The following is a 25,518-nucleotide window of genomic DNA, read 5'->3' as shown; positions in this document are numbered from 1 at the left end:
ATCATGACACCATATGGAAATAATATCGTCATTATCGGCGGCGGATTTGCCGGCATTAATGTCGCTCAAACTCTTTTGAAAAACGATAAGAACCTGCACGTTACCTTAGTCGACCGGAATAATTACAACTTCTTCCCCCGTTATTGTACCAGATTGCTACCGGCTTTTTAGACGTATCCAATATCAGTTACCCATACCGGAGGTTGTTCAGAGATCATCCCAATTTCACTTTCCGCATGGGCGAACTACTGGAGATCAAACCAGATGAGAACTTGGTCTTGTTAACGTCGGGAGCATTGCGCTACACCAAATTGGTATTAGCTACAGGTACAGAGAGTAATTTCTTTGGAAACGAAAACGTCCGGAAATATGCCTTGCCTATGAAAACAGTGGCTGATGCGCTATTGTTAAAAAACACTTTACTAACCCGTTTCGAGCAGGCTGCCTATTCCAATGATCCGTTGGAACAAAAGAGGCTAACCAGTGTGGTTATAGCGGGTGGCGGACCTACAGGTGTTGAGATCGCGGGTATGCTCTCTGAATTAAAACAGAATGTTTTCAAAAAAGACTATCCTGAACTGGCAACCCTCCCGTTTGATATTTATGTATTGGACGGTTTACCTACCCTGCTGGCACCGATGACGAAAAAATCCCAGGACTACGCGTTGAAATCGCTGAAATCATTAGGTGCGATTGTTAGCTTAAATCAATTGGTAAAAGACTATGACGGAGAAAGCGTATTGCTTGGCGATGGTTCAAGTATAGAAACTAAAAACCTCATCTGGACTGCCGGGGTGACTGGCCAGATCTTTGCCGGCCTGCCAACTGAGTTTTACGGACGCGGTAAACGGCTGCTGGTGGATGCCTGTAATAAAGTAAAAGGCTCAGCTAATATATTTGCGATAGGTGACGGATGCCTGCAGACGCTGGATAAAAGTTTCCCAAACGGGCACCCGCAATTGGCTCAGGTCGCCATACAGCAGGGAGTAAATCTTGCTAATAATATTCACGCAGAACAAAAAGGTCGGCCGCTTAAACCTTTCCGATATCATGATAAAGGATCAATGGCCATCATCGGCAGGAATAAAGCTGTCACAGATCTACCAAAACCGGTTCTTCATTTTCAGGGCTTTTTTGCATGGTTAATGTGGTTATCTCGTCCACTTATTATCGTTGGTCAACTTTAGAAACAAGTTAAAAACGCTGACAAACTGGAGCGCAGCTTATATTTCAAAGGATCAATATTTACGGATGATCATCAGACCTGCCAAAAAGGATACGGACTATTAAGTTTGAGGTCCCTTTAATGTATTACGACTAGACAAGGCGATCACTGATTAATTTCCCTGAATGGTGTCCGGATAAGAGATTTAACAATTCTTACTAATTCATCTATGTCAAATGGTTTGGCGATAAAAGCATCTGCACGGCATTTCGCTGCAACGGCTGGCAGTTGGAATACAGCAGATATCAGCACGATAGGGAGTGTATGGCAAGGATCGATGTTTCTTAAATCTTGACAGATCTGACTTCCTTTTACTCCATTCAGCCACTCATCAAGTAAGATAAGATTGGGCTTTAATGAGATAATCTCAAGTGGTTATAACGACGACGAAAATGTTATCACATCAATATTTTCTTCTTGAAAAATGAACTTGACCAAAGAAAGCAATTCCTCATCAATAAAAAGAATTTTTTTCTTTGCATAAATATTAATAGCGTAAAAATTTAGAATAAGGTTTTCTTTAATGAAATAGCTGGATTAAACCATTTTTTAAGAGATTACTACTTGATATGCAAAATGGCGGTCATTCCAAATGCCCGCCATTTTGCGATAATATGTTAAACGTTTAGCTCGATCTTGAAAAGGTTGCGTTATTAAACCAGTGCAGTTAATAATCTTCGAGCGTATCCAGTTCAATATTCCAGAATTTACCAGTTTCAGTATTTTCTGTAATCGCTTTAAAAATCCCGTTTACTGATCTCTCGACTGTAACAGGTGCAGTATCACCACCCATCCTGGTTTGTACCCAGCCCGGATGAAGTGGAGTTACCCTGATTTTTCTTTCAGCAAGCCTTTGGCTTAGCATAACTGCGTACATATTCAAAGCCGCCTTTGACATGCGGTATGCCGGCGCATTCGGCGCAGCATTGCGTAGCAAAGCCATTGCAGTAGATAAAAATACGATCTGACCGCCGTCATTTAAGCTGTTTAACAAAGCTTCCGTAAACAAAACTGTACCTGTAGTATTGGTGGCAAAGGTGGCATTCAAAAGATCCGCAGTCGGAACTTCGTCACCAAGATCAAGCCCGACGCCTGCATTGTTAACCAGTACATCCAGCTTAATGCCCGCTTCTTCTAATTGTTGAGCAACTTTTTCAATGCTTTCTGCATTACTGATATCTCCCTGATAAACTTTGAGATTAGGGTGGCTGTATTCACCAACTTTTCCTGTACGTGTAACCGCTATTACTTCAGCACCTTCGGCCAATAATTTTTTTGTAAGATCGAAACCGATCCCATTGCTTGCACCGGTAACCAGCACTTTTTTAATTGAATTAGTCATTTTATTTATTTTATATAGTTTATTTCAACTCCAAATGGGTTGAAATCGTTGTATGATTTTTATACTACTTCCCAGCAAACATCCGCAAACCAGCCTTTTGAATCTATCCAGTACCCACCAGCCCGAAAACCGCAGCGTTGAGCTATAACAGCAATTTCTTCAATACTGTATTTCTGCGATACTTCCATGTAAATCGTTTCATTTATGGCGAAAGCAACAATTTGCCCCTTAATGCTAATATGCTGTTCTTGCAGACTCACGAGATAACTTTTACTGGCCCCGGTTTCCGGATCATATGTCTGGTAGTGTTCAAAACGTTCCAAATCAAAATCGCTGTCAAGTTCGCGATTGATCCTGGCCAGTAAATTAAGATTGAATTTTGACGTTATTTTCCCCTGGTCATCATAAGCGTTCAAAATGATGCGGGGATGTTTCTTCAGGTCAAACCCGATCAGTAGCAAGTCGCCTGGAGATAAGTTACTGCGAAGCGTGTGACAAAAGTCAATAGCTTGGTCCTTATCCATATTTCCAATGTTTGCACCTAAAAAAAGATGACTTTCCGGTTTGCACTTTCCTGAGTTGCAACCTTAAGCATTTCAAAATATTCTCCGGCCAATGGTTGTACAACTAATTGGGGTAAAGATTTGTTAAACCTTGCCTTTAATTCCTGCAATATATTATCTGATATATCGATGGGCAGATACTTAAAATCTACATTTGATCGTACCAGAAAATCCAGCAAGTATTCCGATTTTGTCGCGTCGCCCGCACCAAGTTCTATCAGGTCAAAGGATTGACCCGGCCGGCAGATCCTCTCTGCTAATGCTGATGACTGTTTGCTGAAAACTTCCAATTCACAATCTCGTCAGGTAATATTCCGGGCAGGCCATGATCTGCTGGAAAAGAATATCGCCTGTTTCATCATAAAAATATTTGGATTGCAGCCTTTTGGGCATTTGCATCAGGCCATCTAAAACATCTTGTTCAAACAGGCTTGACACACCTATTTCAGGTAAATCAGATAAGTTCTGTCTTCATATTTATTTGTCTGCTGGTAATACTCTTAAGTCACGAAAAAATCCTTCCGTACCCACGTCTACCCATAATCCGATCCCACCTGGTTGATCACTTCTCAGCTTTAGATCATTGACTACAAATGCCGGAAATTTGCTGTCATTAATATAAAGTCGGGCTTTATTTCCAACTACACTTATTTTTAACTTTATCCATTCATTTAAACCCATATCTGCATAGGTTTCGTATTGTTCAGGACTTTCTTTTCTTAATCTCGAGTATGGAAAGTCAGGATAGGAGAAGTATTGTACCGTATGATTTCTGCGGATCTGATCATCAGCACGGCCGTTAGTAGGCCTGATATATATTGCTTCGAAGCGGGAATTGTCATCTTTGATGTGGAATGCCAAACCAATAAATCCCCGATTGTCTTTTTGAGCCGTGGGCAGTAACCGACTCAACACCTTGACTTCTATTACACCATTCTTGAAATTAACACTGTCCAATTTCACAAAAGTTGGTTGATCGACCGTTTTTACAGAAGAGTCTTTAGTAACCCTCATAACTTTCCTCCCGTCGATGATCTGAAATGACATGGATACCTGCACAGGTTTGTGACTTTTCGCGTCGAGGCGAATGTTTTGCGCCTGCATTGTTGAAGAAAGTGACAAATAGCCATATATGATCAGTAAAAAAATATAATTCTTCATTTAGTTTTCAGAGCTTAAATAAGAACTACGATTTTACCTCCTGCGGCATTACTATCCATCATCTGATGTGCCAACGCTATTTCATTCAGTTTAAATATACGCCCTATAGGGAGTTTAACTTTCCCTGCTTCCACATCACTTATGAAATTTTGAAAATTATGTGCGTCAACCCTAATCTGCCCGCTGTCATAAACGGTCAGGCTAACTGTTGCCGGGATATAATCCATAGGTGCGAATTCTTTAAATGACCATTGCTCTGCCAGCATACCCGCCATACAAACGATGCCACCCGGAGCTGCGCAGCTGAGGGAGTCTCTAAGTGTAGATGTGCCAACCAATTCTAAAACTTTATTTACGCCAGCAGGAAAAATATCATTAATCTGGGCCGTTAAATTACCGTCTTCAATCAAAACATGATCCGCCCGGTTTTTTAGCAGCATTTCTTTTTTGTCCGGGTTTCTCGTTGTCGCTATCACCGTTAGGCCACTGTTTTTTGCAAGTTGGGTGGCCAGCATACCTATGGAAGATGTACCGCCGCGGATCAAAATGGTTTCTCCCGGCTGGACTTTCAGAGAAAGATGCAATGACCCGTATACCGTTTGAAACATTTCAGGCATGGCACCCAACTGTTCCCAGGGAAGCTCACTTTCAAATGATCTGAGTACGGACTTGGGCAATAAAGCATATTCCGCATAACTGCCGTTGAAAAGCCTACCCATACCACCCATAAAGGCGGATACTTTTTGTCCCGGTTTAAATTCCGCTGAAGGATCATCTGCCACTTCGCCAACACATTCAATACCCAGCACCCGCGGAAAAACAACGTCAGGTGAATAGCCTTTCCGGGTCATTAGTTCTGACCTGTTAAGGCCGAAAGCCTTGACTTTAACCAATACCCAACCTTCTTTCGGCCTTGGTACATTGATATCCTCCAAAACGAAATTTTCCGGGCCACCCGGGTGGTAAATTAATGCTGCTTTCATGATTTTGGCTGGTTATAGAATATTAATCCCGTAATTTATTGAACAGGTACCTATAGATCTTCCAAGCTGTACCATCTTTCCTTAACACGAAAAAGTCCCTGCTGTTCTTGCTTATCTCTTTGCCGCCACTGCTGGTGGTTATAGACCTGGCGGTGGCATCAATAAATGCAAATTCATTTCCTACGGTCACATTTTGTATATTGTAGTTAATCTTAAAATTTCTACCCTTCAGAAACTTGCCGCCTGCCGCATCCAGATCCTTTTTCGTCAATGTCTTAAAACCATCCGGCATAAATAAGCCATCAAAAGCGTAGAAAGAAGAAATCGATGGGCTATCTGCCTCGTTTAATACTTCGGCATAGCAATGAAGCAATTGCACTGCGGCTTGTTGTTCGTTTGTTGTGTTCATATGTCCTTAAAATTTAAATGTTATACCAATTTATAATTTAACACACCTATTATTGCTGCAGGAAAGGAACTATATCAGCCCATACTGATGGAAAATTCACTTGAAAGGCAGGATGAGGGGCGTTCGGTATGATGGCCAGTTGTACTTGCGGAAACATATAATATGCTGCAATCACCGTTTTTAGCGTTGCATTCTGATCGAGTTCACCTGCCATCAGCAACACCGGGCAATGGACTTTGGCAAATACTTCTTTACTGATATTGACATTATTATAATATTTATTGATCGATACCAGCCATCTCGTCGAATTTCTCCGGATGAGGATTTAAGGCCAGCTGCTGTTTCCAGTACAGGCTATCCAGTCCAAAAGCATCTTTACGGGTGATGTTAAATGGTCGTGCTCCTTTCAGCCATTCTCCTGCGCCGATAGTGATCAACTTCTTCACCTTATCCGGGAAGAGGCCAGCAAGATAATAGCCGGTATAACCACCATCACTGAATCCTAAAACAATAGCGCTGTCTTTTGTAACGGCGCTCACAATGGCATTCACATCATTGGCCTTCTGCTCATAGGTGGGTTCAGTGGTTCCCATTTCCGATTTTCCATGACCACGCGTCGAAATGGCAATCACCTGGTAGTTTTTAGAAAGACTATCTATGAACCTTCCCATTTCATAGGTAGAGCCAAAAACTCCGCCGTGCAAAATCACAAAGGGCTTGCCCTTACCGTAAAGTTCGTAATAGACACGGGCATTACCTGTGTTCAGATAGTGGCCCGCTTTAAGATTATTTCCATAAGGAATTGCACCGGCAGGTGTCGGAGCGGATTGCATAAAACTTCTCAGGTGTTTCAGATCCTGAGCATTTGTTACCAGCGAACATATCAGCGAAATAATGACAACCATCATCCCTGATCTTTTAATGAATAATTTCATTTTATAATTTATTTAAGATATCCCATTTAGCATTACTATTTTTCGAGATCTGGATCTACGACCAATGCATTAAACTCCGGACTGATTTTTTTATAAACTGCGGTAGGTTCAACAGTGATGTAGAATTCAAATGTTGGCCCTACATTTAATTCCAGCAAATGGCCTCCGTGACAAATGCCGTCACTTGTTGCTACACTGGCGTGGGAATGGGCGAAAGGTTTACCATTATATAGTGAGATGTCGCCCACTAAACCAGTCACTTCTGAAGGTTCACTGACATTTGCCAGTTTAAACATTTTGCGATCTTTATCAAACCAGCCAAATTTGGCCGAGGTGGCATCGCCAAATGCGGTATAGTGCGCATTCTTTACCTGATATTTTTGAGCGAACTCTTCTATACCCGAAGTTACTTCATCACCTGTCGCCAGCACCAATAGATAAGTCCTGGTTTCCCCGTTCATACTTAAAAGCTTTACTTTTGCACCAGGAGCTCTGCCGGGTTTTGCCGGGTTGGTTAATGATACATATTCCTGCGCACTTGCTGCAAAAGCTGCGCCTAAAACAAAGACTACCGTTAAGGCTCCGTTTCTGATCTTTTTGGAAATTGTTATGATTTCTGATCCTTTCATCGTTCTCGTTGTTTAACGATGCAAAGGTGAGCAGGATAGCGTTCACCGGCCAATAAACTTAGTTAAGAAATAATCTTAAACAAGTTTAAGAATCAGGCCGGGCGAACAATCTTCTTCCGCACTTTGCTCAGGAATTCCGGTGTAATACCCAGGTAAGATGCTATTTGAATATTAGGTAAACGGTAGGCCAGATTGGGATACCGGGTCATAAAATTTGAATACCTGTTTTCTGCGGTGACACTAATGTTCTGCATTACCCGGTTCTGGAGATCAATATATTTCTTTTCTACGATAATTCGAAAATTGCGGTCGAACTTATGATAATGCGTATATAGATATAATAAGTCTTCATGTTTGATCTGCAATATCACGGATGGTTCCAGCGCCTCGACGTAAGTATTACTTGCCGTTTCCGAATAAAAACTGCACAGATCGGTGATCCAGTCATTCTCGATAGCAAATTGTAAGTTATATTCCTTACCAGTTTCATCGATCACGTATTGCCTGAAACAACCGGACACCACAAAGGTAAAATATTTAGCTACATCGCCTTGCTGCAAGATAAAACCTCGTCGTTTGACACTACGTTCGGTAAACCTGGCCGCCACCTCTTTACGTTCTGCCATATTAAGCGGAAAGTATTGTTCGAAGAATTTTATTAATGCCGCAACGGGTAAGTTTTGGGTATTCACGTTCAGTAGTTTACGGTTAAATTAGTGTATTAGCTTTTAATTTCAAATGTTTTCGAGCTTGTTTCTGAAATTCATCAGGCGTTTGCGCTGTTTGTTTCTTAAAAAACCTGCTGAAATAGGGACGGTCAGAAAATCCAAGTTCAAAAGATATTTCTTTGATCGTATGCGCGCTGTGTATGATCAGCCTTTTGGCTTCCAGTATGATACGGTCATGAATGATCTGTGTTCCGGTTTTGTTCAATTTTTCTTTAAGGATCTGGTTTAACCGCTTGGAGCTGATATCCAGTTTGCCGGCATAAAAGTCAATATTTCTGACCTGCAGATAATTCCCTTCCAGCAACATCAGAAACTCATAAACCCTTTTCTGGTGAATATCGTGTGTAGTGAACTCCTCTTCTCTAACTTTGATCAGTTTCAACAAAAACACTTTCAGCAAAGTTTTCAGTATCATCAGGTCCCCCGATGATTTTTGATATTCACCGATTAATAAATTGTAAATGCCGCCAAGGTCATCTGCTGCAGCTTTATCCAATCTTAGGCAGGAAAATTCACCCTGCACATTAAATATTTTGAAAATATCAAGTAAAAACTCCTTGTCTTCTTCCTCCAGTATCTCTCTTTTAAAAGATATCAATTCTCCGTTTTTTCCCGCCTTGTTTAGCTGATGTACACGGTAAGGCGGGATCAGGTAGATCCAGTCTCCTTTGACCTCAAAATCATTGGCTTTTAAGGCGTGCAATGGGTCTTCATTTTTCAACCATACGATCTCGAAAAAGTCTTTTCTCCCGGGATCATTCAAATAACTCGGCGGGCAGTTATTTAAATTCCTGATGTAGATCATCTCACTTTCCAGGCGACTTTCCTTTATATCACTTGTCATAATGTAAAGATATGTACTACGACATTAAGATGGTGGACAATCAGATAATTTGGGTGGACTATTCAGAAATAGAGACACCATTGACGAATCTTAATGACTTTCAGCTGATCTTATTTCCAGATAGTCCACCCAATCTGGCTATTTGTATAACCAATTCCGTTAGTACAGACGATACTTTTGCCGAAGAATTAAACGACTAAAATGGAATCAACAAACCAATCTAATAGAAACAACGGTGCTGCAATCAAAGCACATTTGGTAAAGATCATTCAGGAGAACTCGCTGCTGGCAGAGGCAATCGATTACCATTATTTCGGAGAACTGATCAGGAATATCAACAAGGCATCTGCCATCTTCCTGATCGCTTCGGGCCGCTCCGGCTTTGCCATGCGTTCGGTCGCTATGCGCCTGATGCATCTGGGGTTACGGGTTTATTTTGTCGGCGAAACTACCACCCCAGCTATTCAAAAAGGAGATCTCTTGTGGGCCGCCTCTGGATCAGGTACAACGAGCACTATCGTTAAAGCCGCCCAAAAAGCTAAACAAGTGGGTGCGCGTGTAATAGCAATGACCACTAACGTATCCTCTTCGCTGGCCGGGTTGGCAGATGTTCACATGCTGATACCGGCAGCAGAAAAGAAAGATCATAACGGCGCTAAATCAATACAATACGCGGGAAGCCTTTTTGAACAGGCTGTGCTGTTACTAGGAGATGCAATATTTACGGAATTATGGAAGTTATACGGAACACCTGCCGAAGAGCTTTGGAAGCGTCACGCGAACATGGAATAACTAATAATTAATCATATCATTTTTTTAAACTAATTAATAACACAATGGCAAAATTACAAGTAGCAATAGACTTATTGACAACAGAGGAAGCATTAGCGCTTGCAGCAAAAGTTGCACCGTATGTAGACATTATTGAACTAGGTACTCCCCTGATCAAAAACATGGGTTCAACCGTGATCACTGCAATGAAGCAGGCACATCCTGATAAATTAGTTTTTGCTGATCTAAAAACAGCTGATGCAGGTGAGTTGGAAGCTGACATCGCTTTCACAGCAGGCGCCGACCTGATTACCGTTATGGGCGCTGCCGGAAATGCGACCATTATTGGCGCTGTTAAAGCGGCTAAAGCTCATGGTAAAGGTGTAGTAGTAGATACCATCGGTTATCCTGACCGCGTAAAACGTGCCCAGGAAGTAACTGAATTAGGTGTTGAATTTGTTGAACTGCACGCCGGATTAGACGAGCAGTGGACAGCAGGTTATTCAATACAGTTACTCATCGACGAAGCAGCGAGAGCCGGTGTACCCGTTTCGATAGCAGGTGGTGTGAACCTGAAAAACATCGCGGCTGTTATTAAAGCCGGCGCTCAGGTAGCGGTTGCTGGTGCAGCCATCTATGGTGCAGAGGATCCTGCTGCTGCAGCAAAAGCATTACGCGAAGCGATTGAAGCTGCGTAATATTTTAGCTTTCCATCAATTAGCAGGAACATTGGTTATCATTAAAACGTGTGCCCCGTTCTTCGGGGGACATGTTTATAAAAGTTAGCGTTTGTCGATAACTTAAACTATGTTAAGTGTATTTCTTAACCTTGTTCATTGTTGTGATTGAAGCAATCATTTTAGATTTAAAAATGAAAATAAAATTACACCACTTCATCGCAGCCATCCTGGTATTTACCTATTCGGTATCTTCAGCGCAGAAAATCGCTACCCTTCCAGCCGATGGATACCTATTTATTAACCCCGAAAAAGGCAGCGACCATAATGCCGGATCAAAAGACAATCCGCTAAAAACGCTCTTTGAAGCAGCCAGAAGAATTAATGATGCAAATGGCAAAGGCGCGCTTAACGTAATTTTGGCCGAAGGTATCTACGGACTGGATGCTACGGTTACCTTTCATCCGTATAACTGGCATTTTAGCAAATCCGAAAGGCTTACTATCCGCGCGGAGTCTTTACCAGACGATGCAGACTGGAACCCAGGTAAAATGCCCGTGATCATTTCAACCATGCCGCTGAATTTTAAGCCGATGGGCGAGCCTGATCCGGGAACTTCGTATGGTATACAAATCGAAATGAGCTATGTGACCATCCAGGGATTGCGGGTTTTAGGAACACCCGTGCATGAAACCCCAAAAATAGGCGATGTTAAAAGAAATTATCCCATCGTAAGAGAAGGGCTTGACCTTGACGACCTCAGGATCACCCAATGCTTATTTGTAGGTGACCGTGTTGCTATTCCTAATCACCTTGCCATATTAGCAAGTGGGCAGGGTGTAGTTGTGGATCATTGTGTATTTTATAAAGTAAAGGATGCTGTAGTTTTTTTCTTGTCTAATAAACCTGCTGAAAGATGTGAAATGCATCATAACCTAATCATTGATAATTATGGCGGTGCTGTATGGTCATGGTCTGCAGCAGAGGATTTTAAATACTACAATAACGTAGTAAGCGGTACCAATATATTCTGGATCCTTAATAAGGATGGAAAAAATGCATTTAAGGTAAATAACTCTATGATCATCGGTTATAATGAACTGGTAAAAAAGGTGGTGGTGCAAAGGATTTCGGGGAAAAAGCCGACCCGTCTAAAGTTAAATTCGGGAATGATGTCATTATTAAAAAGACTGGAAAGATAGAAATAGATCAAGATCAGACGAGTCGTAATTATTTACAAATTAAGCCAGGCACGTTAGGTTCAAATATTGGGGCAGGACTATTTACTAAATAAAAAAGCACCCTAGATACCAATCAGCTACAGTAGATGGAGAAGTTCAATTGATTAGGTCGCATCAGCAACCAAGCTAAAGACTAAATTAAAATGGCTTCTAAAAACTACTGTAGCTAATATAGAATTTTCGCTTTTAATAAATCACAGAAATAAGATGGCGAAATATTAAGGTAGGAGGCAATTTTTCACCGTGTATTAATAGGGGCTTTCAAATATGCTGATGTACACACGAAGTCATTTCTTTGCCGGCATGCCCGTTGTTAGTAAAGATGATAAGTTTTGATGCAGCCTCTTTTATTAATCTCAGTACCGAAAGAGTCAAAATAAACTTTGGGTAAAAAAGTTATCTCGCATATTTCTGCAAAGGTGTGGATCCTAATATCGCAAATAAAAACGCCTCATAGTTTTAAACCTTTTTTGTACCAAAAGTGATTGCAGCGGCTCCCGCTTATAAATTTCTTTTTGGCCAGCGTCGATGATATGGATCGCAAAAGGTTGCCCAATCTTCTTTGTAAGATGGTATAAAGTCAGGAGTTCTGCCAGGTCTTCATGCCAGCTGGCTGTTCCATAAAGAGATACGAATGATGTGTGATCAAGCGCCTGGTAAACAAGCGGCGCGTCTTTAATCGCTATGATCTTTCCTCTTTTAAACCGTGTACTATTTAGAAGAGTTCCCTGTACTTGCTTTCAAATGTAGCTCGCTCCTCCCAAACTCCGGATGTAAAAGGATTGTTGCTAACGGCTTTTTTAGCTCCCCCGGAGAAAGACCGCCAGGCGTGATTCCCAAGGCTCCATCTACCACATGCGTAGACTCATGTAGCAATACGTACACCAGGGCATTCATAGATCCGCCGTCAAACGGCGATGTTAAATTTCCCGCCTGTCGTATCAAAACAGCTCGTCTCTTTCTCCGTCAACCATTCTGATATACTCGGTTTGAGAATGGCTGCCCTTATGGCAATGTGATATTTCCTACTAGAATCGCGGGAATTGAGCGTTACCGTCAGTGCTGTATTGGGCATATCATCGAGAACGCTGATACTTTTGAGGTGAATTTTCAATGTGCGCTGATGAAGCGGCGGAAGCAGCACGAAAGCTTTCTGGACAATGACCTTCTCTTGATCGGTCAATATATGGGCTTTTGGCGACTTGTATACCCTAATCAACCATTTTCTAACTTATATTTTCGCCCTGCATATTTCACCGTTCATTATTTCTATATTAGATAAAGCGGCACATTTTGTTATTTTTTTTAATTTTGAGCATACTCTACATACTAACTTATGAATACTACCGACACACCAAAGAATGTCCATCAAGGCCGCAACGTTAAACGTTTTCGAGAAATGCGAGGTGCGCCCGTAAAGGCGCTTTGATAAATATACTTTAGCAAGTATTGGGCATGTGTTCCAAAGCCCATCATCAACCGACCTATCCTTGAGGGAAACCAATAACGGAGAAGAAGCATGTCGGTAAACGTATAAGTCAGGTAGCTATTAAACTTGCGACTGAATGCGGAGATGAAACAATAGATATAAGGATAAAACCCAAACTGGTTCAACGATAGTCCAAGTGGGGGCCTCGCATCAGTGGCGTAAGATAGCTGAATCGTCATTCTGTTACACCGACATGACACCCTCGCAGCCATGACGGCAGGAACAAGTTACAGCACAGCTGCAATCAGCAGAAAAGGACGGAAATCGTATCCGGCAATCTATTACGCTATGTTATCAAAGTGCTAAACGGGGATTGCCTAAATCGGAGCGCCACTGGCGTGGCTATTAAGCTTCTGGCTCATGAATATCCGACATGGCAACGGAGTTTCCATAGTAGTCCGGGCAAGGGAAAGCCTTGTACATGGCGAAGGGGAACAGCGGTATCGCCTAACATTACTAATGGAAAATGTGAGAGACATTGAGACATCCGGCAATAATATTAGGCAGTCTATGGAAACACTGTCGATCCTCGGAGTATAAGTTTGAAAGGCTTTATCGGGTACTGTTCAATCAGGAAATGTACTATGCTGCCTATCAACGTATCAATGCCAAAGTAGGGAACATGACGCCAGGTACTGACGGTACCACCATTGATAGCATGAGTTTAACCCGTATCGACAAACTCATAGGCGCACTCAAAGACGAAACTTATCAACCTCAACCGGCCAAGCGGGTCTACATCCCCAAGAAAAATGGTAAAAAAAGGCCATTGGGTATCCCATCTGTAGATGACAAACTGGTACAAGAGGTCATCCGAATGCTACTGGAAGCCATATTTGAGGGTCAGTTTGAAAACGGTTCTCATGGTTTCCGGCCAAGCAGAAGCTGCCATACTGCATTAATGCAGGTCCAGAACCGGTTCACCGGCGCTAAGTGGTTCATTGAGGGCGACATCAAAGGGTTCTTTGATAATATCCAACACAACGTTTTGATCGAAGTCCTTAGAAAAAGGATCAGTGATGAGCGTTTCCTGCGCCTCATCCGAAAGTTTCTAAACGCAGGATATATTGAAGACTGGACATTTCATAAAACGTTTAGCGGGACACCCCAAGGCGGGCTAATCAGTCCCATACTCGCGAACATATATCTTGACCAGTTGGACAAGTATATTGAACAATATATTGTATGTTATGGAGATGTTGACCACCCTGTTCCGGGCCAAATTGACCACCGGGTTAGCTGACTTTTGAGTTGCAGCAAATGCTATAAAAGCATGTACAAAAGTAGTTATTTAAAAGGTAATTCCATTAGTGGCTGTTTTCCGGTTCAACACTACGTTTTCTTCTCATAGATTCTCCCTTCAGTTCGATACGGTGTGCATCATGAACGATCCTGTCCAGGATCGCATCAGCAATCGTTTTTTCACCAATTACTTCAAACCATTTACTGACCGGCAATTGTGAGGTGATGATCAGCGATGTCTTTCCATGCCGGTCCTCAATGATCTCCATCAGGGCAGCTCTGCTTTGTGCATCAAAAGGCTGTATACCGAAGTCATCCAGTATCAGTAGTTGCTGCCGTTCGAGTTTGGCGATCTCCTTGATATAAGAGCCATCTGCCTTTGCCATCTTCAGTTTAGCGAACAGTTTGGGCGTACTGGTATATAATACCCGGTAACCCAATATGCAGGCCTGGTGGCCTATAGCAGAAGCCACGTAGCTTTTACCGATACCTGTGCTGCCAGTGATCAGCAGGTTCTCGAAGCGGTCAATAAACGTACAGTCCGCCAGGCGCATGATCTGGTTGCGGTCGATGCTTCGGTCGGCATGATAATGAACGTCTTCTATAGCCGCTTTATAGCGGAACTTGGCATAAAGGATCGTGCGTTCGATACGCCTGTTTTGCCGGTCATCCCATTCGGCTTCTACCAGGTGGGCCAACAGTTCGTCCGCTGTATAATCATTCGTTTTACCGGTTTCCATGCTGCTTTTAAAGGCATGGAACATGCCGAAGAACTTCATCTTCCGCAGTTTGTCTAAGGTGCTTGTATTCATGTTATTGTTGTTTTAAATGGTTATTTGTAATAGTCTTCTCCCCGGATATTACCGTGATCTGGCATTGGCAACTCATTGGCAAATAAGCTTTCCTCATAGTTATCCATCTTGTTTTCGAGTATGGTTTGTATCGTTTTATAGTTATAGACGCCATAACTCAATGCCCGCTGACAGGCCACTGTTAATCGTTCATTCCCTGCTTTTTTAGCAAAGCCAAGTACCCCCAGGCAGGACTTGTAAGCCTGTTCCGGGTGTTGTTTACGCTCCAGTATTTGGAGGATATACAGCCTTACATCCTCGTGAATGGAGGCTGCCCAATCCAGGAACATATCTGGTGTCCAGTCACTTTTAAAGCGGTGGGTGCTGGCCATGTGCTCTTTGTCTGTGGTATAGCCATAAGGGTTTTTATTGCGCTTGTGCAAGGCGATACGCTCATAATTGGAGTAGATCTCTACGGTAGTGCGGGAGTATAACAGTTTGACCCGCTTGCCGATATAGCGATAAGGGACGCTGTAATAATGCTTGTCCGGGCCGAGGTTAACGTGGCCATTCTTAATTACCCTGGCCTGGAACTGCTTTTTGAACTGGTAGCGCAGGACAGGCAGTGGTGCCAGGGTTTGGCGCTCTATCTCTTCAAACTGTAGCCTGCGGCTATAGTTGCGGCCCTTGAGCATCTGTGTGTTGTGAACCTCCAGGGCCTGCCAGATCGCTGTATTGAGTTCTGTTAAAGAGTGGTAAACATGCTTGTTTAAAGGTGCATAGATCTTGGTATAAATGATCTTAACGGCACCTTCTACCAACGCTTTGTCACGCGGGCGGTACGCCCGCGCTGGTAGAATAGTTGTGCCATAATGGTCTGCAAAGTCTTCAAATGTTTCATTCAGTGTAGGTTCATAGCGGCTGCTTTTGGTTACTGCAGCCTTCAGGTTATCCGGTACAATGGCGGCAGGAACGCCGCCGATAAAGTGCAGGGTATTCTCGCAGGCCGCTATAAAGTCTTCCTTTTGCTGGCTCATAACGGCCTCTACATACGTTAACTGGCTGGCACCCGGAATAGCTACAAAAACCTCTACAGCCATGATCTCACCGGTTTCCTTGTCCGTATAGCTCATCTTTTCACCGGCAAAATCAACATATAGTTTATCACCGACCTTGTGGTCCATGTGCATGGTCGGGTTTACCCTGGCCTTCCATTGGTTATAATAAAAGCAAAACTGGCTGTATTGGTAGCCGTCAGGAAACTCTTTAAAGTAAGCTTCCCATAGCATCTGCCGGTTAACGCCAGTTCGTTTGAGTTCTTTATCGACGTGGGGAAAGCAGCGCGGCATGGACTGCATACGTGCGTTAGGCGGGTGTTCTTTGCTCTTGCCGAACAAATCTTCCAGCTCTTTGTCGTTCAGTGCGTTAACCTCTTCAAAGGTAAAGCCGCTGTCATTAAAAGCTGCGATGTACTTTTTTACTGTGTTTCTTGATGCATCGGCCTGGGCAGCTATGGTCATTAGGGGCCGCTGCTGGCTGTACATCCTTAGTATCTTTCTGATCTTACTCATGCTGATTGTTAAGTTGGCCATGCTTTACGAAGGTGTCTTTGCCCTCAAAAGATGGTTACTTCTACAGCATTTGCTACGCGTTTGGGGTGGTCAATTTCCCCCGGAATGCACTGGTCAGTTTCGCCCGGAATGGGTGGTCAGCTTGCGCCGGAATGGAGTGGTCACATTCATCAGAATCTCCACAACAAAAATCAAGGGGTTAATTGAGGCAAATTATTGAAAAAATTGCTTCGGTGTCAGGTCACGAAACAATACAGAAGACAAAGTTCCGGGATGATCACAGCCGATCTTTTCTGTAAGGCCCAAAAACAAACTTTACTAAGTTTATCATCTTGCGAGCAGCAAATTATATTGCAAATATAATATATTCAGTCAATAGAAACGCTGAATAATTGCTGTAATGGTAATTTTATGTTAATTTATTTTAATATCGCTCCAATTTAAAAGCAATATAAATAAGTGAATTTAAAAAGTTAAATCAGATAATTGTCCTGAATAATGACTTTAAAGCGCCCTTTTTTCTAATTTTGAAACGCCATGATTTTACAGTACTGCTCCGATCTTCATTTAGAATTTTCCCAAAATGAAGCCTATGTAAAAGCTAACCCCATTAAGCCCATAGGCGACATTTTGATATTGGCTGGCGATGTTACTTTGTTTACCAGGATAGATAGACATAGGGACTTTTTTGATTATATCAGTGATCACTTTGAAGCAACTTATTGGATACCAGGAAATCACGAGTACTATCAAAGTGATATTTCAAATAGATCGGGTTCATTTGAAGAAAAGATCAGAAATAATGTGTCACTGATAAATAACGTGGTTAAAAAAATTGGCGCGCATCAGTTACTATTTTCCACATTGTGGTCGTCCATCAGTCTTTTAAATGGCTGGCGGATAGAACGTGGCCTGAATGATTTTTATCAAATTAGTTATGATGGAAAGCGCTTTCAAATTCCCGACTATAATTATTTTCACGCAAATAGCCTTACGTTTCTACGCTCAGCTTTAGAAGAAGATACACCAGGTAAAAAAGTAGTGATCACACATCACGTTCCAACTTTTAAAAACTACCCTCCGGAATATAAAGGAGACTACCTGAACGAGGCATTTGCAACGATATTAGATGATTTGATTTTAGATACCACACCGGATTATTGGATTTACGGACATCACCATCAAAATATTCCTGAGTTTAAAATAGGTCATACAAAATTGCTGACAAATCAGCTTGGCTACGTTCAGCGCAACGAGCATTTACTCTATCATACCGATAAATGCATTGAACTTTAGCATATGATGGCACTATTGTAAATCCTTTCAACTGACGGCAAATAAATTTTATTACAAGAATTTCAGGTAGTGGGAGCGGTATTGCTGGTTTGATACTTTTGATATTTACTGGAAAGTTTATCAGGTTCGGTAAGAGTGATATAGCCAGCTTGTATTAGTGGTAAAATATGCAGGCGGTAATTTTTAGGCTGATTCGAAATGCCAAGGTGATTGAATATATCTACCCGGCTTTGGGGGATTTGACAAAAGTTTAATATTTCCTTTTGTTTCGGGGATAGCAAAATAACATCTCTATTACCATCCCTATTACCATCTCTATTACCTTCCTTATTACTTGCCACTTCCTTTTGGGCATCATCTATAAGAACAACATCGTTTTTAAAAGCAGGATGACAAAATATTTCTACTTCGAAAAAGGTACGTTCATCATCTGTGCGAAAAGATGGTTCAGGAGAGCCATTACGTTCCAAAACACGTTTAATAGTGGGAATGCCTGTGGCACGGCCTTCCGTTAAATCGAGTTCCTTTAAAAAATCTCCTAACCGGCGGTTGCGGTAACGGCGCGGCCTTATCCTGCCGCTGATAAAATCTTCCTGACGGATAGAGCGATCAGGGCCACCATAATTAAGCAGCACGATGGATTCCGGTGAAACCCGGATTTCAACCTGCTCCCTCAGTTGATAATCACGATGAAATAATGCATTCGCCACAGCTTCTTCCAGTGCAGCGTAAGGGTAATTCCAAATACGGATTGCTTCGGCCTTGTCAGCTTGCTTAATGACTTTTTCCTTTAAAAAGTTTGTTTTTAATAAGTCCAGTGTCTTTCTGATTAAAGTAGGTACGGGGCCTGTAATACGCGGGTATTCGAGAAATTCCGATTCTCCTTCACCCATTGGAAAATACACGACATCCACCCAGGTGGCCGGGAAGAATTTTTCCGGGTGTTCATTAAACATCATCAATGCCACATTCCGGGGAAAGCGGTGTTCGGGCGGGCCATCAACCAGGAGCATCTGTTCTAATACTTCCGTTTTGGCATGCTGATCGGAAGCTTCCATCAATTTACTGCCTATCAGGCGCAAATGATCCTGAATGAGTACCATTGAAATATCATCTATGCTGGCATATTGATTAGAGCGGTCATCAAAGGGAATTTGGTTGGCCAGACTAATCAGTTCTTGCTGAGTTTCCATATCTGCAACAGCAGAACTGGCATACCTACGTACATAATAAGAGTATCTTTTTTGTTTGGCCGTAATTTGTTCAGGCACTTCATAAGGGCGGTTAGAACCACCGGGCACCCAAATAACTAAAATTTGCTGGCCATCCACAGTTTCAATAAAGAGTTTAGGATGGTAAACGGGGTTAATCAGGTTATTATACCCGATCATCTCTTTTTGAATAGAGGCAATCTTGGAGGCACTTAAACCTACAACGGGCCGCTTGGCAATCCCGCTTTCTTCTTCCACGCCAATCAGAATATAGCCACCACCCACATTTTCAAAATCATTCGCAAAAGCACAAATTGAACGGTATATGGCATCAGGATTCCATCCCTCTTTAAATTCGAGCCGTTCCGATTCAACAGAACGGGCGTTTAATAAATCTTCAATATTGACGTGTAATGGCATGTTGTAAAAATAAGGAGGAATGTCATAGTATCGAATTAAAATTTAATTCTCCATTTTAAAGCCCCCGCGATAAATTTTCTATCGCAGTGTTACTTATTTGTTACTTTTTGAATGTAACTAATTGTAATACAGTTATAAATTCAATTCCTGCCATTTGGCAAATGTAAGCGCAATTACGGGTTTCTGAATATTTATATTGACAAGGAATATTTTGTTCCGGGCACCCGGGTCACTGAGTCAGACAAAGATAATCTTAAGATCATGCACTTTGCAGTAAAAGAGAGAACGAATTAAATTTTTCAGGCCACGGTTATAAGCAGCCTGTCAAAGTAAATTATAACCTGTTAGACTACTTTGATCAATATTTGGTCAAGAATTTAATTATAAATTGAAGTGCTTTATTATTAACCTTAAGCGATATTTTCCCAAAGAGATGGCTTTAGTTCATGACATAGATGAAGATTTGTTAGACAAACTATATGATAAGGACAAGTGGGTATTTCTTGACCTCAGGCTTTATCCGGTTTCCTATTGAATTACTTGTTGTTTTACCATGTCTTTAAGGATCAGTTGCCCGTATTCATGGCCAAGGGCCTCTGAATCAGATGGATTAAAAGACTGTGTTTGTACAGAGTAGATCAATTGTTGGGTGTCCATTTCATAGAGGTTACTTTCCCAAAAGTACCGGGTATTTGTCACATAGTAACCGGGCTCATAAATGCGGCGGGATATTGCTGTATGGTACCCCAGAAATGATTGTAATAATAGCTATAGGGTGAATAGTAATAAATATGGCCCGGGACATAGCTTTTTTCTTTCTCCTTATCGAGCATTACGATAGTGATAACAGCGTCAATTCCGTCATTTTTAATTTTGCTCATTGCCGTTTGCTCGTCCATTTTGTCGAAGGCTTTGGGGCCATATTCCTGCATTGATGCTACAGCATTATAACCCCGGGCCTTTAAATCGCCCGCCATATGGTTTTCCATGTTCTCTTGAAGAGTCCGGTCTGCGGCCCGGACAAGTCCTAATACCAGTATCTTATTATATTTATGGGGGCAGCATTTTTGGCTTTCCATGAGCTTGTAATTTTGGATGTGGCGCATCCGGCCACGATCAGTAACAGGGCTATGCCCGTCAATTTTATTCTTTTCATAACTTACAGCTTTAAATAAACCACTGTAAATTATAAGTATTTATTGTGATGCAAAATGATTGCGGTTATACTATGAAATGATAAAAATTACATTACAAACCTCGATGTGAATTTGGTATGGCAGTCATTTTTGCTGAGCAAGCGCAAAAATATGAAGCGGTTAATCACCGGTGCTTTTTACGATTCAAGTTGAGTTTTTAAATTTTTGGCCCGCGGAGGTCTTCCCTCGCGCACGTAAGGTATAAGATGCATTAGGTATGCCGTACATTTAAAGATAGTAAAATAAGGCCGGGCAGTTGATTTGGTGGGGAGCATTTTAAAAATACTCTTACACCCGAACTTAGCATGAAATTGACTTCCCGGTTATGACGATTTTTTTGCCAGGACTATGCGTACGGCCGATAGCTTATTGGCAATCGCAGCAAAACCGGGTGCCAATGTGGTGCTGGTAAATGCTTGTTTCATAGCCCTAAACCATTTCCCGGGCAACAACGATAGCGATTTTACGGTGAGTAACAAATGTTGAAAACGAAATGCTTTTATGGCCACGAGCTTTAAATAAAAAAAGGGTAGCCTGAAATTCTTTGTTTTACGAAATTGAGAAAACAAGTAAGGAATTATAATTGCTTTAGGAAGGCGTCTGTTATACAGCGCCTCATTATGCTCTAAAAATGAAATTTGGTGGTTAATCAAAATCCATCGCGTATTATTCAATATTTAAAAGAATGATTATTATCATTCTTTTGTAATTAACTTCAGAATATCTTTATAAAAGGGCTAACACAACTTAATTGATATAATTTATAGCTCTTTCATTTCGGGCCTATTGTAAGCACCAATTTAAATAAGGCATAACCATATGAGCGATTTTAAAAAATATTAATAGCAACAGATGATGGCCCGACATCTGAAATTGTTGCACTAAAAGGATTTCAATTAGGAAAGAAACTCAATGCGGAAATCGCATTAGTAAGCGTTGTTGACACAACAGTTTTAGTAAGCGAAACCGGGGCAACAAGTCAGGAATTGGCAGAAATTATTAAAAGTAACCATGTTGATAATCAACAAATATTAATTGAAAAAGTATTTGGTGATTTTAAAATTTGGTCATTTGTGGAACAAGGAAATCCTTATGAGGCTATTCTGAGAGTTGCAAAAGAATGGGAAGCTGATTTAGTAGTACTCGGAACACATGGCAGAACCGGGTTATCCAGTTTATTGGTAGGTAGTGTATCGGAAAAAGTGATCAGGCATTCAACAATACCCATATTTATTGTACCGACAAAACATGATTGAAAAACTATTTCCCGGTACTCATCACGCAGAAGAAACTGTCCGCAGGTCTATTGTAAAAGCTATCAGTTATAGGGCCGCCATTTTAATTCTTGATTTCGCAGCCATCTATCTGTTTACCGGACAAATAAAAGTTGCGGTTGGTTTTATGATAGTCAGTAACGTTTACACCACTATCGGTTATTTTTTTATGAAAGAATTTGGGATAAAATTAGATGGGGTAAAATTATTTATAAAACAACAGATCAATAATGGGGGTATAGTGCCTGTAGTTTTACCACCTATTTACCCGTATACAATGCTTTGATATGTATAGTGTCATCATTAATAATAAAGAGCATCACGGCGAAGCAGGTCAGACTATTCTGAACCTGCTTCATCGCATTGGCGTTGATGTGCCGGCTCTTTGCTATGATGAGCGCCTGCATCCTTTTTCTGTTTGTCGTTCATGCTTGGTGAAGGTAAAAGGCCAGGACCAATTGCAACCGGCCTGCCGCACCCTCCTTACTGATAAAATGGTAGTGGAAACACATACTTCTGAAATTGAGGATTATAGGAAAGGCATATTGCAAATGTTGGCAAGGGATTATCCTTTTTCTGAGGTAACAAGATTCCCGCAAAAGGAATTTCATCAATGGCTAAAACATTACGGCATAACAGAAGAAACTAAAAATACAACCACCCCGGTTATTGATAGTTCACATCCCTATATGCAAGTGGATATGGGACGTTGCATTAACTGTTCGAGATGCGTAAAGATATGTGATGAGCTACAGGGACAATTTGTATGGCATATCATAAACCGTGGCGATAAGACTAAAATTATTTCCGATTCTAAGAGTTTGTTCGCCGAAAGCTCATGCGTAAGTTGCGGCGCATGTGCTGATGCATGCCCTACTGGGGCCATTGAAGACAAGCAGGCGATCAAATTGGGTACGCCCGACGATATAACAAGATCAGTTTGTGCTTATTGCGGGGTGGGATGCGAAATAGAAATTGGAGTAAAAGAGCAGAAAATTGTAGGGGTACATCCTGCCAAAAATGCCCTGGTTAATAAGGGACATCTTTGTGTTAAAGGTCGTTATGCATGGGAATACATGTATGCCGGCGACCGGATCACACAACCTATGATACGATGCGCCGGTAAATGGAAGAAAGCATCATGGGATGAAGCCATTAAGTATTGCGCGGAAAGATTAACATCGATCTCCAAAAAGCACGGAGCTGACAGCATAAGCATCATCGGCTCGGCAAGAGCTACTAATGAAGACAATTACTGTATACAAAAATTTGCGCGGGCTGTTATCGGGACAAATAATGTGGATAATTGCGCCAGGGTTTGTCACCAGCCTACAGCCAAAGCCATGAGCATGGTTTTGGGCACGGGCGCGTCCACAAATTCTTTTGATGACATTGAAAGGGCAAAAACAATACTGGTTGCAGGAGCTGATACCACCGAGAGCCATCCGGTAGTAGGTGCAAGAATTAAGCAAGCTGCAATTAAAGGCGCTAATCTCATCGTGATAGATCCACGGAGAACAGAACTGGCAGAATATGCCACCTTTCACCTTCAGTTAAAGCCGGGAACCAATATCCCTTTATTTCATGCAATGGCCCACGTTATCGTATCCGAAAAGTTGCATAACGAAGAATTTATTATAAACAGAACCGAAGGATGGGATGAGTTTAAAAAATTTATAGCAGAATGGACACCGGAAAGAGCAGCGAAAATCTGCGGTGTTCATCCACGCCTGATAAGAGAATCGGCCCGCCTGTTTGCGCAAAAATCCCCGTCCATGTGTTTTCACGGTCTTGGGTTAACGGAACATACGCAAGGGACGGAGAATGTTATGGCGCTCATAACAATTGCACTGCTTACCGGGAATATAGGTAAAGAAGGTGCTGGCATAAACCCTTTACGCGGGCAAAATAATGTGCAGGGATCGGCTGTTATGGGCTGCGACCCTGCGGTATATACCGGGATGGCCTCCGTAAAAACAGAACGAAAAAGATTTGAGGAGCTATGGAAGACAGATCTTCCAGCCACCCGGGGATTAACTCTCCCTGAAATGCTTGATGCCGCTGTAGCGGGAGATTTAAAGGCAATGTGGATCATAGGGTATGATGTTTTTTACTATGCCCAACTCAAAGCATACCAAAGAAGCTTTTGATATGCTTGATTTTATTATTGTTCAGGATATGTTTATGAACGAAACGGCGAAAAAGTTTGCCGATGTTTTTTTACCCTGCGCTTCTTCTTTTGAAAAAGAGGGAACCTTCATGAATACGGAAAGAAGGATTCAAAAAGTAAGAGCTGCAGTATCCCGGCCACAAGAAGTGAAAGCAGATTGGGAGGTTGTTTGCATTATGGCGGCTGCGATGAAAAAAAGGAACTATTTAACTTCTCATCTGCACAGGACATATGGAATGAAATAAGAGATACCTGGAGTGCAGCCTATGGTATAACTTATGAGCGGTTGGATAATAATGGTATCCAATGGCCCTGTCCAACTACAGATCACCCCGGAACAACCATTCTTCATACCGAAACTTTTCCACGAGAAGGCGGCAGGGCAAAATTATCAATAATTGAATTTTGCCCTACTCCTGAACAGGTAACACCCGCATATCCGTTTATCCTGATAACCGGCAGGACGCTTTATCATTTTAACGCAGGTAACATGACCTACAGAACAGCCAACAAAGATATTTGCCGTGCAGATTTGCTTCACTTAAACCCAAAAGATGCAAATATCATCGGCTTGCAAGATGGAGATACTGCAAGAGTGGTCAGCAAATATGGCGAAGCCTCTCTGACGGTATGTATTGATAACTCGTTAAATAAAGGTGAGGCATTCAGTACATTTAATGATGCCCGGGTTTTTATCAATAAAATAACCAGTTCGCTGCGTGACAAATATGTGCAAACACCCGAATACAAAATCACAGCGGTTAGAATCGAAAAATGGTCGGCGTGAAGCACGTATGCAGGAGAAAGGGGCGAATATATACTACCTTTTCTAATAAAATGATCTTTCTGCCTCATTCATGTTGCGTTCAAAAGATTCTACCTGCCCGATCGTAAAGCTGTAATGCGGACTGTTATTGATCCCCTTGCCCAAGGCGGGCGTAAAAACTTTTTTGAATGCTGTATCTTTTGCAAAGGTGCTTTTGAAGTATAAGTTAACCTTCTCCTTGTTAACGGCCTCCAGTCTTTCCACCGCTTTGCGGTTTAACATGGTCATTTAAAGGTCTTCCGTACTCTTGTCCATCAAGGGCGAAAGGATCACATATAGCAAGATAATGCCGTAACCACAACCCAATTGAATGCAGGTTTGATTTAACAGTTTTTGGGGGTGCCGGCTGATCGGGTTTTTATAATTCAAAGATGGTCTGCATTCCGTCCGCAGAAAATGCGGTGGCGTCTTTAAAATATGATCTTAAACGAGTTCCGGGATCGATGACAAGCATCATTTGAGATTCTGATATTGATCATTTATAAACTGTGTGCTATTCAGGTACTTTGTTAATAAAATTCACC

31 protein-coding genes and 1 pseudogene are annotated in these 25,518 nt (G+C 41.8%); 12 read left to right on the top strand and 20 right to left on the bottom strand.

Features of this window, described 5'->3' with window-relative positions; translation table 11 throughout:
* Positions 1-3: 3 nt before the first annotated feature.
* Positions 4-171 (top strand): FAD-dependent oxidoreductase, encoded by a 168-nt coding sequence (locus tag ACRQ5D_RS04895; protein WP_431199165.1) that lies wholly within the window; start codon positions 4-6, stop codon positions 169-171.
* 65 nt (positions 172-236) lie between these two features.
* Entirely contained in the window at positions 237-1,187 is a 951-nt protein-coding gene (locus ACRQ5D_RS04890) for an NAD(P)/FAD-dependent oxidoreductase (protein WP_432328506.1), read from the top strand.
* A gap of 143 nt (positions 1,188-1,330) precedes the next feature.
* Here the strand turns inward: ACRQ5D_RS04890 and ACRQ5D_RS04885 are convergent, their stop codons facing one another.
* The 12 genes and pseudogenes from ACRQ5D_RS04885 to ACRQ5D_RS04830 form a co-directional block, all read right to left on the bottom strand.
* Positions 1,331-1,588 (bottom strand): response regulator, encoded by a 258-nt coding sequence (locus tag ACRQ5D_RS04885; RefSeq protein WP_431200950.1) that lies wholly within the window; start codon positions 1,586-1,588, stop codon positions 1,331-1,333.
* Between the two features lie 304 nt (positions 1,589-1,892).
* A complete protein-coding gene (locus tag ACRQ5D_RS04880; RefSeq protein WP_091171778.1) occupies positions 1,893-2,567 on the bottom strand; it encodes an SDR family NAD(P)-dependent oxidoreductase in 675 nt (224 codons plus the stop codon).
* A 59-nt stretch (positions 2,568-2,626) separates the two neighbouring features.
* Positions 2,627-3,420 (bottom strand): annotated as a pseudogene (locus ACRQ5D_RS04875) (L-histidine N(alpha)-methyltransferase).
* Position 3,421: 1 nt separating this feature from the next.
* Positions 3,422-3,568, bottom strand: coding sequence for an L-histidine N(alpha)-methyltransferase (locus tag ACRQ5D_RS04870; RefSeq protein ID WP_432328505.1), 147 nt, complete (start codon positions 3,566-3,568; stop codon positions 3,422-3,424).
* A 39-nt stretch (positions 3,569-3,607) separates the two neighbouring features.
* Positions 3,608-4,291 (bottom strand): hypothetical protein, encoded by a 684-nt coding sequence (locus tag ACRQ5D_RS04865; RefSeq protein ID WP_218134482.1) that lies wholly within the window; start codon positions 4,289-4,291, stop codon positions 3,608-3,610.
* 14 nt (positions 4,292-4,305) lie between these two features.
* On the bottom strand, positions 4,306-5,274 hold the full coding sequence (locus ACRQ5D_RS04860) for a zinc-binding alcohol dehydrogenase family protein (protein ID WP_091171784.1): 969 nt from the start codon (positions 5,272-5,274) through the stop codon (positions 4,306-4,308).
* 22 nt (positions 5,275-5,296) lie between these two features.
* Positions 5,297-5,683 carry a nuclear transport factor 2 family protein gene (locus tag ACRQ5D_RS04855; protein ID WP_091171785.1) on the bottom strand — a complete coding sequence of 129 codons (387 nt, stop codon included), beginning with the start codon at positions 5,681-5,683 and terminating at the stop codon, positions 5,297-5,299.
* A 49-nt stretch (positions 5,684-5,732) separates the two neighbouring features.
* The gene (locus tag ACRQ5D_RS04850) at positions 5,733-5,897 is read right to left on the bottom strand and encodes a hypothetical protein (RefSeq protein ID WP_432328504.1); all 165 of its coding nucleotides are present in this window, start codon (positions 5,895-5,897) and stop codon (positions 5,733-5,735) included.
* 64 nt (positions 5,898-5,961) lie between these two features.
* On the bottom strand, positions 5,962-6,618 hold the full coding sequence (locus ACRQ5D_RS04845; protein ID WP_432328503.1) for an alpha/beta fold hydrolase: 657 nt from the start codon (positions 6,616-6,618) through the stop codon (positions 5,962-5,964).
* A gap of 35 nt (positions 6,619-6,653) precedes the next feature.
* Positions 6,654-7,247: a PPC domain-containing DNA-binding protein gene (locus ACRQ5D_RS04840; RefSeq protein WP_091171789.1), complete on the bottom strand. Its 594-nt coding sequence runs from the start codon at positions 7,245-7,247 to the stop codon at positions 6,654-6,656.
* 92 nt (positions 7,248-7,339) lie between these two features.
* A complete protein-coding gene (locus tag ACRQ5D_RS04835; protein WP_256337493.1) occupies positions 7,340-7,939 on the bottom strand; it encodes a Crp/Fnr family transcriptional regulator in 600 nt (199 codons plus the stop codon).
* A gap of 16 nt (positions 7,940-7,955) precedes the next feature.
* The gene (locus tag ACRQ5D_RS04830) at positions 7,956-8,819 is read right to left on the bottom strand and encodes an AraC family transcriptional regulator (protein ID WP_091171792.1); all 864 of its coding nucleotides are present in this window, start codon (positions 8,817-8,819) and stop codon (positions 7,956-7,958) included.
* Positions 8,820-9,020: 201 nt separating this feature from the next.
* Here ACRQ5D_RS04830 and hxlB point away from each other — a divergent pair, with 201 nt between their 5' ends.
* From hxlB to ACRQ5D_RS04815, 3 genes are all read left to right on the top strand, one after another.
* Positions 9,021-9,611, top strand: a complete 591-nt coding sequence (gene hxlB / locus ACRQ5D_RS04825; protein ID WP_091171796.1) for a 6-phospho-3-hexuloisomerase — start codon at positions 9,021-9,023, stop codon at positions 9,609-9,611.
* 44 nt (positions 9,612-9,655) lie between these two features.
* The gene (gene hxlA / locus ACRQ5D_RS04820) at positions 9,656-10,288 is read left to right on the top strand and encodes a 3-hexulose-6-phosphate synthase (protein WP_091171798.1); all 633 of its coding nucleotides are present in this window, start codon (positions 9,656-9,658) and stop codon (positions 10,286-10,288) included.
* 173 nt (positions 10,289-10,461) lie between these two features.
* Positions 10,462-11,469, top strand: coding sequence for a hypothetical protein (locus ACRQ5D_RS04815; protein ID WP_432328502.1), 1,008 nt, complete (start codon positions 10,462-10,464; stop codon positions 11,467-11,469).
* 946 nt (positions 11,470-12,415) lie between these two features.
* On the opposite strand, the gene ACRQ5D_RS04810 is transcribed toward ACRQ5D_RS04815, so the two are convergent.
* Positions 12,416-12,691 (bottom strand): hypothetical protein, encoded by a 276-nt coding sequence (locus tag ACRQ5D_RS04810; RefSeq protein WP_176844527.1) that lies wholly within the window; start codon positions 12,689-12,691, stop codon positions 12,416-12,418.
* An 883-nt stretch (positions 12,692-13,574) separates the two neighbouring features.
* Here ACRQ5D_RS04810 and ACRQ5D_RS04805 point away from each other — a divergent pair.
* Positions 13,575-14,240 (top strand): reverse transcriptase domain-containing protein, encoded by a 666-nt coding sequence (locus tag ACRQ5D_RS04805; RefSeq protein ID WP_256337494.1) that lies wholly within the window; start codon positions 13,575-13,577, stop codon positions 14,238-14,240.
* Positions 14,241-14,304: 64 nt separating this feature from the next.
* Here the strand turns inward: ACRQ5D_RS04805 and istB are convergent, their stop codons facing one another.
* Together istB and istA are read right to left on the bottom strand one after the other, a co-directional pair.
* On the bottom strand, positions 14,305-15,051 hold the full coding sequence (gene istB, locus ACRQ5D_RS04800) for an IS21-like element helper ATPase IstB (protein WP_091171809.1): 747 nt from the start codon (positions 15,049-15,051) through the stop codon (positions 14,305-14,307).
* 20 nt (positions 15,052-15,071) lie between these two features.
* The gene (gene istA, locus ACRQ5D_RS04795; protein WP_256337495.1) at positions 15,072-16,601 is read right to left on the bottom strand and encodes an IS21 family transposase; all 1,530 of its coding nucleotides are present in this window, start codon (positions 16,599-16,601) and stop codon (positions 15,072-15,074) included.
* Between the two features lie 537 nt (positions 16,602-17,138).
* On the opposite strand from istA, the gene ACRQ5D_RS04790 reads away from it, so the two are divergent.
* A complete protein-coding gene (locus ACRQ5D_RS04790) occupies positions 17,139-17,897 on the top strand; it encodes a metallophosphoesterase (protein WP_091171815.1) in 759 nt (252 codons plus the stop codon).
* A 62-nt stretch (positions 17,898-17,959) separates the two neighbouring features.
* Here the strand turns inward: ACRQ5D_RS04790 and ACRQ5D_RS04785 are convergent, their stop codons facing one another.
* The 4 genes from ACRQ5D_RS04785 to ACRQ5D_RS04770 all read right to left on the bottom strand — a co-directional run bounded on the left by ACRQ5D_RS04785 (position 17,960) and on the right by ACRQ5D_RS04770 (position 20,684).
* A complete protein-coding gene (locus tag ACRQ5D_RS04785; RefSeq protein WP_091171817.1) occupies positions 17,960-19,528 on the bottom strand; it encodes an RNA-binding domain-containing protein in 1,569 nt (522 codons plus the stop codon).
* A gap of 528 nt (positions 19,529-20,056) precedes the next feature.
* The gene (locus tag ACRQ5D_RS04780; protein WP_256337496.1) at positions 20,057-20,185 is read right to left on the bottom strand and encodes a hypothetical protein; all 129 of its coding nucleotides are present in this window, start codon (positions 20,183-20,185) and stop codon (positions 20,057-20,059) included.
* Between the two features lie 38 nt (positions 20,186-20,223).
* Positions 20,224-20,517 (bottom strand): hypothetical protein, encoded by a 294-nt coding sequence (locus tag ACRQ5D_RS04775; protein ID WP_432328501.1) that lies wholly within the window; start codon positions 20,515-20,517, stop codon positions 20,224-20,226.
* A gap of 38 nt (positions 20,518-20,555) precedes the next feature.
* On the bottom strand, positions 20,556-20,684 hold the full coding sequence (locus tag ACRQ5D_RS04770) for a hypothetical protein (protein WP_432328499.1): 129 nt from the start codon (positions 20,682-20,684) through the stop codon (positions 20,556-20,558).
* An 876-nt stretch (positions 20,685-21,560) separates the two neighbouring features.
* Here ACRQ5D_RS04770 and ACRQ5D_RS04765 point away from each other — a divergent pair.
* Genes ACRQ5D_RS04765 through ACRQ5D_RS04745 form a run of 5 tightly spaced genes read left to right on the top strand, consistent with a single transcriptional unit; the run spans position 21,561 to position 24,955 of the window.
* A complete protein-coding gene (locus ACRQ5D_RS04765) occupies positions 21,561-21,980 on the top strand; it encodes a universal stress protein (protein WP_431200949.1) in 420 nt (139 codons plus the stop codon).
* Positions 21,973-22,284 (top strand): hypothetical protein, encoded by a 312-nt coding sequence (locus ACRQ5D_RS04760; RefSeq protein WP_432328498.1) that lies wholly within the window; start codon positions 21,973-21,975, stop codon positions 22,282-22,284. The genes ACRQ5D_RS04765 and ACRQ5D_RS04760 overlap by 8 nt, the downstream gene beginning before the upstream one ends.
* A 1-nt stretch (position 22,285) precedes the next feature.
* Positions 22,286-24,148 carry a molybdopterin-dependent oxidoreductase gene (locus ACRQ5D_RS04755; protein ID WP_432328497.1) on the top strand — a complete coding sequence of 621 codons (1,863 nt, stop codon included), beginning with the start codon at positions 22,286-22,288 and terminating at the stop codon, positions 24,146-24,148.
* Positions 24,114-24,413: a molybdopterin-dependent oxidoreductase gene (locus tag ACRQ5D_RS04750; protein ID WP_432328496.1), complete on the top strand. Its 300-nt coding sequence runs from the start codon at positions 24,114-24,116 to the stop codon at positions 24,411-24,413. Before ACRQ5D_RS04755 ends, ACRQ5D_RS04750 begins: the two co-directional genes overlap by 35 nt.
* Positions 24,338-24,955: a molybdopterin oxidoreductase family protein gene (locus ACRQ5D_RS04745; protein WP_432328495.1), complete on the top strand. Its 618-nt coding sequence runs from the start codon at positions 24,338-24,340 to the stop codon at positions 24,953-24,955. Before ACRQ5D_RS04750 ends, ACRQ5D_RS04745 begins: the two co-directional genes overlap by 76 nt.
* A 42-nt stretch (positions 24,956-24,997) precedes the next feature.
* Here the strand turns inward: ACRQ5D_RS04745 and ACRQ5D_RS04740 are convergent, their stop codons facing one another.
* Positions 24,998-25,216, bottom strand: a complete 219-nt coding sequence (locus tag ACRQ5D_RS04740; RefSeq protein ID WP_091171826.1) for a hypothetical protein — start codon at positions 25,214-25,216, stop codon at positions 24,998-25,000.
* Between the last annotated feature and the right edge of the window lie 302 nt (positions 25,217-25,518).

Source organism: Mucilaginibacter sp. P25 (assembly GCF_050859465.1).
GTDB lineage: Bacteria > Bacteroidota > Bacteroidia > Sphingobacteriales > Sphingobacteriaceae > Mucilaginibacter > Mucilaginibacter gossypii.
Note: the sequence above shows the minus strand (reverse complement) of the source record. Positions and strands in the feature narration are given on the sequence as shown.